The sequence below is a fragment of the Thermus thermamylovorans genome (assembly GCF_004307015.1).
In the GTDB taxonomy this organism is placed as follows: domain Bacteria; phylum Deinococcota; class Deinococci; order Deinococcales; family Thermaceae; genus Thermus; species Thermus thermamylovorans.
This window is the reverse complement of the sequence record NZ_SIJL01000016.1, coordinates 20,675-27,257: the sequence shown is the minus strand read 5'-3', so window position 1 is coordinate 27,257 and position 6,583 is coordinate 20,675. Positions and strand designations below refer to the sequence as shown.

The window sequence follows — 6,583 nt, the reverse complement described above, 5'->3', positions numbered from 1 at the left end:
TCCTTCCCCCGAAGACGACCTTCCTAGGGTCTTCTCCTCTCTCCCGGGCGGAGTCCAGGAGGGCCTGGGCCTTCATCACCGCGTCGTCGGCGTAGCGGGTGTTGAGGCCGAAGAAGATGCGGAGGGGGCCATTTTCCCGCTTGAGGGCTTCCCTGGTCTGACCCTCAAGCAAGCGGTTGTAGGCGTAGCGCACCCCAGCGGAGAAGCGGCGCATGAGGTCCAGGGTGGCCTTGTGGTCTTCTCCGGAAGGGAAGAGGAGGAGGGCGTGGACTCCGGTGAAGGCTTTCGCCCTCTTCTGCGAGGTACGCTTGCGCGTGGCCTTAGGCTTGGCCTTCACCTGGGGCCTCCTGTGGGGGAGTATAGCGCTTCGGGGCTTTTCGTATGTCGCGGGGGCTCGCTGGGGTGAGGTGGCGGGAAGTGAGAGCACGTGAGCGCTGGGGTGAAGAAGTGTGCGCTATTTCCCAACTGTTTGCACCTCCCTCCCGCCTCCACGGCCACGAAGCCGTAGAGGTAGACCCCGTTCCGAAGGATCCCCTCTCGCTGGACGGCCTCGGCGAAAAGGTGGGGGAGACGGGGCTCGGCCTCCGCCAGGGCCTTGGCCGCCCCGGCCCCCATGACCAGGCCCCGGGAGGTGAGGACCCCGTTCGTGGGGGCGGCCACCAGGGTCCCGGGAGCCTGAAGACCTGCCAGGAAGTTCCCGCGCTTGACGATCATGCTTATCTCCTTGGGGCCGCCAGGCCCCCCCGCTCATCTGGGCCGTTCTACCCCGGGCGCTCCGTCGGTCTAGGTGCTCCACCTGACCTCGAGGCCGCCCAAGGTGTTCCAGGGGTGTTCCGGCGAGCCGTTCCGGTGTTCTGTGGGGTGTCCCGGGCCCGTACCGCCCTGGCACAACCGGTGGCACAACTGGTGGCACAGGTGTGTCAAAGCCTCTCCAGGAGCCACCTGAGCCCCCCGAGGAGGGCGAGGTGGCGGGGTAGAAGGCGCAGGCCGCCCACCAGGGGAGCCGCCTGCCGGGGGGGAGCCTCGAGGCTGTGTCCTTTCCGGGGGGACGGTGGTGTCCCCGTCTTACCCAGGAGGACACCGGGGAGGGGCGCGGGAAAGGTGGGCGTCTGAGAAGGTGCCCGGTAGACACTATGTTGCGTCTGAGCATCTGCTCGGTAGACACAATGTTGTGCCTGAGCAAATGCTCGGTAGAAACCATGTTGCGGGTGAGCAAAATGCTCAGTAAACACAATGTCGTGCCTGAGCAAATGCTCGGTCGCAACAAGCGGGAGGGAAAATCGGGGAAGGAGGGGTGTCGGGCAACCTGCGTTGCCAAAAGAGGATGTCCGCCAAACAGAAAACCCCGGAAGGATAAGGTGGTCCTTCCAGGGCAAAGAAGGGTGTCTACCCGATGACCGGGGTCCGGTAGACGGGCTCCCCGGTGGCAGGGTCGCGGTAGACGGCGATCGCCCTGCCCCGCCCCAGTTCGTCCAGGTGGTACTTGGCCTTGCGGAGGGTGCCGATGGCCTCAAGCTCCGCCAAGAGCCCCTTCAGGTGGGTGTCCACCTCGGCCACCGCTTCCAAGTGGCGGCGCACCTCGGGAACCTTCCAGGAGGGGTTCTTCACGAGCTCCTGCAGGAGGCCGACGGCCATAACGGCCTTCATCGCCTCCCTGGAGATGCCCTGCCGCACCTCCCACCCGATAGGGGTCTTCAGGGCCACCACCTGGCCCTTCTCGCGGTCCACCAGGGCGGAGATGGACCGCACCGCCTCTACGAAAGCCTTCTCCCTGGCGGTGAGGCTCGCCACCAGGGCCTGGAGGGTCCTCAAGGAGCCGTCCCAGCCCAGGAGCCTGAGCCGGGCCTCCAGGTCCTCGGGGATGAGGTCCTCGCGGCGGAAGTGGGGGTTGTCCTCGTGCTCCAGGGCCTCCTCGAGGGGGCTCCTGCCCTCCTCGTACTCCACCCCGGAGAGGAACCGCTCCAACCACTTGGCCGCGTCCTCCACCCGCTTGTCCCGAAGGCCCCAATGCTTCTCCTCCCTCGGGGTAAGGTCGTACACCTCCACGGCGTACCTCACTCCCTCGGGGGACTCCCAGACCATGGGCTTGCGCTCCTCGGGCTTGCGCTCCTCCTTGGCCTTGCCCGTGCCCTTCACGAGCAAGGTGGAGGGCGTCTCCTCCTTCAGGCGCTCCCGGAGGCGGGCCAGGGCCACCCTGACCGCGGCCACGAAGGGGGCGGGCACGTCCCGGGTGTCCACCAGGACGTAGCCCTCCTTCGCCGCCTTGGTCATCAGGTCCCTCACGCTCCCGTCCTCCTTCCAGAGCCGCCGAAGGGCCTCGAGGGCCTCCTCCACCGAAGCCGCCGCCTTGCCGCTCGCCCAGAAGAGGCTACGAACGCTGACCTTGGTCATCTTTTACCTCCAACCTCATGCTACCTGTTTTCGCCTCTTCTGGCAATAACGAAACCTTGGAGGGATAAGGGGGTCCCTCCAAGGCGAGGTGCAAGGTGCCGAAACCGCCTAGACTGCTTGGGTCCTCGTCATGGCCTCCTTCAGGGCCGCTTCAAGCTCCTCAAGCTCCTCTTCCTCCAAGCCGCCCTCTAGGAAGCGCTCCAAGAGCTTCGCCTCCTTCTCGCCCAGCTTCCGCCGGAGGCCATAGCGCTCGATGGCCTCTTCCAGGGCTTTGAAGGCGAAGTCCCTCTCCTCCTCGCGCTCCCAGGGGTCGTGGCCCACGAACTCCTCCAGCCGGGTGCCCTCTTCGGTGGTGTTGTCCAGGCTGAGGATGGCCTCCGCCTCCGCCACGGCCAAGGCCTCCTCCACCACCTCCAAGGGGATCCCGAGCCTCTCGGCGACTTCCTCCGGCGTGGGTTCACGCCCGAGCTCCGCCTGAAGCCCTTCCGTGGCCCGCTTGACCTTGGCCACGAGCCGGGAGTTCGTGTACCCCACCCCCCGGTTCCGGTAGAACCACTCCCGCACAGCGCGGTCGGCTTCCACCATCACCCAGAAGGTGAGGTTCTTGGAGGGAGAGGGGAGCTTGCGCTCGCCCGTCCGCCAGGCCTTGAGGGAGCCGTGGACCCTGAGGGCCACCTCCTGGGCGAGGTCCAACGCCTCGTCCCCGAGGAGGTGGAACCGGGAGAAGCCCTCCTTGAGGGCCAGGGCGTAGTAGTGCCGCCCCAGCGCCTCGTAGTCCTCCGCGACGAACGCCCTCATGACCTGCTCCCTCGTCAAAAGCCGAACGCCTTCCGCCATGAGCCGGACGCTGTCGGTGCGCATTTTTTACCTCCGCCCTCATGGTACCTCTTAAGGCGGAGGAAAGCAAGCTTGTGTGGCTACCTCTTGCGATGAAGGGCCCTCCTCGGCTAAACTGAAAGGGCCGAAGCCGCTTGCTGGCTGTCGGTCGTTTTTTACCTCCACCGAGTAGGCCCCCAAACGGGGGCCGAAAGGCTTTTTACCGCCCCCGCCTGAGGCGACGCACCTCCTCCCGGAGCTTGCGGGTCTCCCAGTAGGTCCACCACTCCGGGTCCGGAGGGAGGAACAGGTAGGGCCTGGGGAAGAGGGTCCCCAGAACGAGGAGGAAGAGCAAAACCGCCCCGGCCAGGTAGAGGAGCCAGGTGCCCCCCCGGGCAAGGTCCAGGACCACCCCTCCGGCCACCATGAGCCAGAAGAGACGGCTACGGAGGACTTCCCCCACCGCCTGCCTCGCCAATAGCTTGTTCTGTTTCCGAAGCATCTCCTACCCCCAAAAGCTCTTGACCCCAGGGTACTCCCTCAGGGGCTCCCCGTGCCAACAAGAAACCCCGGAAGGATAAGGGCGTCCTTCCAGGGCAAAGAAGGGCGGAAGGCCTACTCCAGCACCACCTCGGGCTCGAAGCCCGCCCAGATGGCCGCGGCCAGGACGTGCGAGGGGTTCACCCCCCGCACCCTGAGGGCCGGCTTGGGCCACCCGTGGTCGGGGCGGATCGCCGCCCGGCCCAGGCTCGCCCGCTCCAGCGCCTTACGGAAAGCCTCCTGGTGCCGCGTGTCCTTGAAGATCAACACCTTCTCTTCCATGGCAATTTAATGCTACCACTAAGACCGCTTTCAGACAATAAGGTACTTTGTGCTATACTTGGGCCATGCTCGCCGAAGCCTTCCGCGAGTACGCGAGGCCCAAGGGGCAGGGCCGGGCCTACCTGGAGAACCTGGCGGGCTTCTTCCTGGCGGTGGCCCGGGACCAGGGGGAGGAGGAGCAGGTCCGCATGGTCATCGGCGAGGATCCCGTCCTCGGCCCCTACCTGGACGTGGACCTCCGGGAGGCCCCCAGGACCCACGCCTGGCTCTCCGCCTTCCGGGAAGCGGCCAAGGAAGGCGCCGCCCTAGCCCTCCAGGAGAACGAGGACGGCACCGTGGACGCCACCGTCCTCCCGCCGAGGAAGGCCGAGGCGTGATATACTGGATCTCAGAAGGCCGAAGCCTTCTTTTCCGTGGCACCCCGGGGCGCTGAGCTCCGGGGTTTGGATTTTGGTGGCGCGTCTTAGCTACACGGGGAAGGGAGAGGGGAACGGCGTGTAGCTAAGACCACCCCACGAGGAACCCCACGGCCACCAGGAGCCCGCCCAAGGGCACCGCCACGTAGGAGCCCGTGAGGGCGGCCATCACCCGCCTCGCCTCCTCCCTCCACTCCGGGGGCAGGACCTCGAGGCCCCGCCGGTTGGCGTCCACCTCTAGGGGAAGGCTCGCGAGGAAGAGGCCATACCCCCCGGTGAGGAAGGCCGCCCCGAGGGGGCTCGGGCCCACCAGGAACCCGAGGACGAGAAGCCCCAGGGCCAGGGTCAGGGCCCCCTGCGCGGCCCGCACCATCTCGGGGCGTTCACGCCATTGCAGGGCGTGCCCCACCTCGTGAACGGCCACGGCCAGGTGGTATAGGCTCTTCCCCTCGTACACGGCCCGGGTCAGGTAGACGCTCCGCTCCGGGTAGCGCACGCCGTTTCTCCGGCCCACCCGCACCCGGAAGCCCGTGAGGCCCTTCCGCAAAGCCTCCTCGGCGAAGGGGCCCGCCTCGAGGGGAACAGGGACACCCCGGTAGCGAAGGACGGTGAACGCCAGGTAGACGGCGTATCCCGCCACCAGGGCGAGTCCGGTGAGGGCGAGGAGCACGCCGTTCACCCGTTCACCACCTCCAGGAGCATGTTCCGGAGGAGGAGGACCCCCCCGTACACCAGGGCGGGCACGTCCATGCCCCGGAACCGCTCACCCCTCTCCAGACCCACCGTTTCCGCCGCCCAGGCTCCCAAGGAGAGGAGAAGTCCCGTCCACCCGTACACGCCCACCCCGGCCAGGGCCAGGGCGGCGTACCGCCATCCTCCGGGCAGGACCCCGGCCAGGACCACCCCTAGGGGGGCGAGCCACAGGCCCCGGAAGAGGAGGCCCCCGAGGAGGAAGGCCAGGCCCGCCCCTAGGCGCCACCAGCCCCCCCGCCTCCAGAGGGCCAGGACCCCCTGCCCCACCCAGAGGGCGAGGAGGGGCGAGGCCCCCTTCATCCCCGCCGTGAGCCACCCGAGGCCGGAGAAGAAGGCCTCCCTCCACCCCACCCGCCTGGCGAATAGGGCCCCGGTGAAGGGAGCCCCCCAGGGGCCATCCAGTAGCCCCGCCAGGGCCCCCAAAAGCTCAGGCCGAAGCCCTCTCCGTCCTGCGGTAGACGCCATCCCTCGCTTCTACCAGGCCCCGGCTCACCAGGCGCTGGAGCCTCTTGGCCACCGTGGACTTGGGCCACCCGAGCTCCCGGGCCAGGGCGCTCGGCCCCTTGGGGACCTCGAGGGCCCCCAGCAGGGAAAGCTCTTCTTTCTCCAGAGGAACGGGAAGGGCTTCCTCCCTCTCCTCCCTCCGGGGCTCCACGGTGTTCACGGCCCCGTTCACCTCCTGGGGCTCTACCGGGAAAGCGGCGGGCGCCCGGGCGTCCACGCCCCGCTTCCGCTCCGCCAAGCCCAGGCTCATGGAGGTCAGGTTCCCCCAGAACACCACCCCGGCCCCGATGAGGCTCCCCCAGAGGGCCCAGGCGCTCCCCAGGACCACGGAGGCGAAGGAGAGGTAGAAGGTGGCCACCTCCACGGCGAAGGCGATGAAGGGGGAGGCCCGCACCCCCTCGCCGTCAAAGCGGGCGTAGTAGTGCCGGAGGTGGGCGTAGCTCGCGGCCAGGGCCACGGCGTAGACCACCACGCCCACCACCGCCAGGAGTGGGAACTTCGCCATAGCCTCCCCCACCACTTTTCCCGTGATGAAGCCCACCACGGGCATCGCGGCGGCGCCGATGGCGGCCTGGGCGTAGACCCTGAGCACGGCTCACCTCAGGACCCGGTCCAGGGGCGTCCACCGCCTGCGTTCCCGCCAGGCGTTCACCGCCCGGAAGAGGAGCAGGGCCAAGAGGACCAGGGCCAGGCTCAAGCCCGCCCCCAGGACCACCCCCGCCTTCACCCCTTCGTCCACTCCCACGGCCCAGGCGGCGTAGATCACCTTGGCGGGCACCTGGTGTTCCCCCACCTGGACAACCCCGTTTACGTCCGCACGGAACATGCTCCGGGGAACGGTGAACACCACGTCCCCCGCCTTGAACGCCACGTCTCCCCCG

At 67.9% G+C, this 6,583-nt stretch carries 10 protein-coding genes and 1 pseudogene; 1 reads left to right on the top strand and 10 read right to left on the bottom strand.

Annotation, left to right across the window (positions count from 1 at the left end; all coding sequences use genetic code 11):
* From ETP66_RS10125 to ETP66_RS10105, 6 genes and pseudogenes are all read right to left on the bottom strand, one after another.
* Positions 1-337: pseudogene (locus tag ETP66_RS10125) on the bottom strand (IS200/IS605 family accessory protein TnpB-related protein); the annotation flags it as partial.
* Entirely contained in the window at positions 334-714 is a 381-nt protein-coding gene (locus ETP66_RS11880; RefSeq protein WP_135260237.1) for a hypothetical protein, read from the bottom strand. The gene ETP66_RS11880 and the pseudogene ETP66_RS10125, both read right to left, overlap by 4 nt.
* Before the next feature lie 672 nt (positions 715-1,386).
* On the bottom strand, positions 1,387-2,391 hold the full coding sequence (locus ETP66_RS12005; RefSeq protein ID WP_167764532.1) for a hypothetical protein: 1,005 nt from the start codon (positions 2,389-2,391) through the stop codon (positions 1,387-1,389).
* A gap of 108 nt (positions 2,392-2,499) precedes the next feature.
* Positions 2,500-3,189, bottom strand: a complete 690-nt coding sequence (locus ETP66_RS10115; protein WP_236630231.1) for a sigma-70 family RNA polymerase sigma factor — start codon at positions 3,187-3,189, stop codon at positions 2,500-2,502.
* A 238-nt stretch (positions 3,190-3,427) separates the two neighbouring features.
* Positions 3,428-3,709, bottom strand: coding sequence for a hypothetical protein (locus ETP66_RS10110; protein WP_130842497.1), 282 nt, complete (start codon positions 3,707-3,709; stop codon positions 3,428-3,430).
* A 113-nt stretch (positions 3,710-3,822) separates the two neighbouring features.
* A complete protein-coding gene (locus tag ETP66_RS10105; protein ID WP_130842496.1) occupies positions 3,823-4,029 on the bottom strand; it encodes a hypothetical protein in 207 nt (68 codons plus the stop codon).
* A 65-nt stretch (positions 4,030-4,094) separates the two neighbouring features.
* Between ETP66_RS10105 and ETP66_RS10100 the strand changes: the two genes are divergently transcribed.
* Positions 4,095-4,406 carry a hypothetical protein gene (locus ETP66_RS10100; protein WP_093006994.1) on the top strand — a complete coding sequence of 104 codons (312 nt, stop codon included), beginning with the start codon at positions 4,095-4,097 and terminating at the stop codon, positions 4,404-4,406.
* 124 nt (positions 4,407-4,530) lie between these two features.
* On the opposite strand, the gene ETP66_RS12455 is transcribed toward ETP66_RS10100, so the two are convergent.
* The 4 genes from ETP66_RS12455 to ETP66_RS10080 are packed head-to-tail and all read right to left on the bottom strand — an operon-like array spanning position 4,531 to position 6,573.
* Complete coding sequence (locus ETP66_RS12455; RefSeq protein WP_124105521.1) at positions 4,531-5,124, bottom strand: zinc metallopeptidase; 594 nt, start codon at positions 5,122-5,124, stop codon at positions 4,531-4,533.
* Complete coding sequence (locus ETP66_RS10090) at positions 5,121-5,663, bottom strand: hypothetical protein (RefSeq protein ID WP_124105522.1); 543 nt, start codon at positions 5,661-5,663, stop codon at positions 5,121-5,123. Before ETP66_RS10090 ends, ETP66_RS12455 begins: the two co-directional genes overlap by 4 nt.
* A complete protein-coding gene (locus ETP66_RS10085) occupies positions 5,626-6,294 on the bottom strand; it encodes a helix-turn-helix transcriptional regulator (protein WP_130842495.1) in 669 nt (222 codons plus the stop codon). The genes ETP66_RS10090 and ETP66_RS10085 overlap by 38 nt, the downstream gene beginning before the upstream one ends.
* 3 nt (positions 6,295-6,297) lie before the next feature.
* Positions 6,298-6,573 (bottom strand): hypothetical protein, encoded by a 276-nt coding sequence (locus ETP66_RS10080; protein WP_231293500.1) that lies wholly within the window; start codon positions 6,571-6,573, stop codon positions 6,298-6,300.
* Positions 6,574-6,583: the final 10 nt, after the last annotated feature.